3 protein-coding genes are annotated in these 2,869 nt (G+C 21.7%); all 3 read left to right on the top strand.

Features of this window, described 5'->3' with window-relative positions:
* Window positions 1-108: 108 nt before the first annotated feature.
* The 3 genes from ACXX85_RS03925 to ACXX85_RS03915 are packed head-to-tail and all read left to right on the top strand — an operon-like array spanning window position 109 to window position 2,721.
* A complete protein-coding gene (locus ACXX85_RS03925) occupies window positions 109-888 on the top strand; it encodes a hypothetical protein (RefSeq protein WP_458560681.1) in 780 nt (259 codons plus the stop codon).
* Window positions 873-1,970, top strand: a complete 1,098-nt coding sequence (locus ACXX85_RS03920; RefSeq protein WP_458560680.1) for a S8 family serine peptidase — start codon at window positions 873-875, stop codon at window positions 1,968-1,970. The genes ACXX85_RS03925 and ACXX85_RS03920 overlap by 16 nt, the downstream gene beginning before the upstream one ends.
* On the top strand, window positions 1,957-2,721 hold the full coding sequence (locus ACXX85_RS03915; protein WP_458557717.1) for a hypothetical protein: 765 nt from the start codon (window positions 1,957-1,959) through the stop codon (window positions 2,719-2,721). The genes ACXX85_RS03920 and ACXX85_RS03915 overlap by 14 nt, the downstream gene beginning before the upstream one ends.
* The last annotated feature ends 148 nt before the right edge of the window (window positions 2,722-2,869 follow it).

Genomic DNA, 2,869 nt, shown 5'->3' with positions numbered 1-2,869 from the left:
AGTATTAAATATGCGAAAAAAAATAAAAAAATCCCGTCAACTGGGAAAGACGGGAATTTTTATGAATTTTTGCTATAATTTAATTGTAAAAAACATAAAGGAGATTATATGAAAAAAAGTATCAAAAAGAAATTTTTAATGACATTATCTTTACCAATTATTACATTTAGCACCATTTTTCCTACAATAAGTTTTAAGGAAAAAAGCGACAATAACAGTCAAAAATATATTGAATTTACATATAATTCATCAGAAAACGAGAAAGACAAATCATCAAATAACACCGAGTTTTGAAAAAATAAAAATTTAAAATATATTTCAAAATTTGCAGAAAAAAATAAACTATTAAAATTTGAATTTAGTTTAATTGAACCAAAAATTTGAGTTTATGGTTCAGAAAAATTATTAATAGAATTTATTGATAAAGAGTTAAAAAACAATTTAAAAATAAATAAATTTTCTTTAAAAAATATTGTTGATAATTTTAACACTATTAAGAATTATATTCCAGATTATTATAAAAGCGAATACAAGCAAGAACAAAAGGATTCTAAATATAACAATATTTCCTTTGAAAAATTGTTTAAATTAATAGAAATATATGATGAAAGACAAAAAGAAAATAATTCTAACCTTTATATAAAAAACGAAAATAATATTGGAATAATGGAGACCAGAACAAAAGATGATCAAAACAATTTAAATATAAATAATAGCAATTTTAAAAATAGATTAATTGTTGCTAAAGATTTTGATAAATTAGATTCTAATGTTTCAAATCACGGTACAAACGTAACTTCAATCGCCACAGGAAATGAAGGAATAGATAGATTTTCTTCAAAAAATTACGCTAATTTTTCTTCTTGAAATGAATGGAGAAAAAAATAGAGTGATTAATTTTAGAAAGAAAAGTGAAAGTGATAAATCATAGTTATGGAACTAACGGAGATAACGATGAAAATGAAGAAGCAGAAGAATTTTTAAACACAATTGCTAGAAAATATGGAATTATAAATGTTTTTAGTTCAGGAAATAATGATGACGAAAGAGAAACTGGAAATGAATTTATAAATTCATACAAAAAAGCATATAATAATATTGTAGTAGGTTCATCTTATTATGATTTTGATAATAATATTATGTTAAAGTCTGATTTCTCAAATTATTTATTGCATGAAAAAGATAAAGAATTACCTCACCCACTTCTTGTTGTTCCTGGGGAAACTTTATTTCTCAATGATAAACCAGAAAAAACATTAATTGGTACAAGTTATTCTGCACCGATTGTTACTGGAGTTATTTCTCTATTAATGAGAACAAAAGATTTAGATTTTGGAATTTTAAATCCTTTAATTTATAAATCAATTCTGACTACATCTGCTGATACTGAAGATTATAATGGAGCCATTGTAAAAAATACAAATGGTTTGGATAAAAAAATAGGTGCTGGCTTAATTAAATACTCAAAAATTTTAGAGGCTAAAAATAATTTAAAAACAGTTTCCATTCCTTTTGAAGATAAAGAAAAAAAATATGTATTAACTTCTGAAAATATTCATTTAAATAAAGGTGAAACATTACAAGCATCTATTGCTTGAAGTTATAATGCAGGTTTACTAAAAGAAGAGGAAAAAATCCCAGAAGTAGGATGATGAGAATTTTGAAATTATTGAAAAAAAGATGATTGGAATAAAAAACATATTTCATCAAAACAATTAAAAAAAGAAGAAACAATAAAAAGACAAAATAATTTAAAATTTTCTAATTATAATTTAATTTTAGAAAAAAAATTAAAAAATAATACATGAGATAAGGTTGTTGAAATTAATTCAAAAGATTCTAATGTTGAATTTATTAGATACAAAGTAAATGAAACTGGTGATTATAGATTAAGAGTTTTAAATAAAGAATCAGCTTTATTTAAAAATTCAGTAGATGATTTATTAGCGTTATCTTATGTTAAAAAATAAATTATTTTTTTCATTTATTTTGCCCATTTCTGTATTAACAACTTTTGTTTCTTGTAACATAAATGCACACTCAATTGATGAAAGTGAGCAATATAATATATATAAAAAGGAATTTAATAAATATCAAGAAAGTAAAATTATAAAAAATAATAAAAATTTTACTTTCTTAACTAATAGCGAAAACACCAAAAATGAATTGCGAGAATTTTATATTATTCAAAATGAAGAAGATATTAAGCAAATAAAAGATATTTTTGCATCTTATATTGAAAAGTATAAAGAAGAAAAAAATGAAGCGAGATTTAAAAACGAAAATCTATATAATTCAATCAATTATCAAAATTTATTAATTTATTTAAACAAATTAGACTTAAATAACAATATATATATTTTCAATAATTTTGCTAAAAGTAGAGATTTATTTGCCACTTTTCAAAATTTGTATAAAAGTTCAGATTCAGATTTTAATAAGATAAATAATTTTGAAATTGAGATTCCTTATTATTCAATAGTACAAAAAAATAAAAATGAATTAATTTTTAATTCCGCAGATTTAGAACATTATTCATATTTAAAGAGCAAAAATAAAGAAGAACCTATTTTTAAAACTACTGAGTATTTTTGACCAACTTTTAGTTATACTGCTTTTAAAATTTCTAAATCATTATTCTCAAATGATGAATTAAATAATTTACAAATAAAAAGCAAATTCTTAAATTACAAAGAATTTAGAGAATTTATAAAAAAATAGCTTTAAAGAATAAAGAAACACCACTTCAAAATTTAGTGGTGTTTTATTAAAACAATGTAAATTATTAATCAAAATGTCCCTTTTTTAGTGATATAAAGTGGGACAATTTATTGGGACACATTTTACCAGTGATATCACTGGTAAAATT

Source organism: Mycoplasma sp. Z386 (assembly GCF_054343375.1).
Note: the sequence above shows the minus strand (reverse complement) of the source record. Positions and strands in the feature narration are given on the sequence as shown.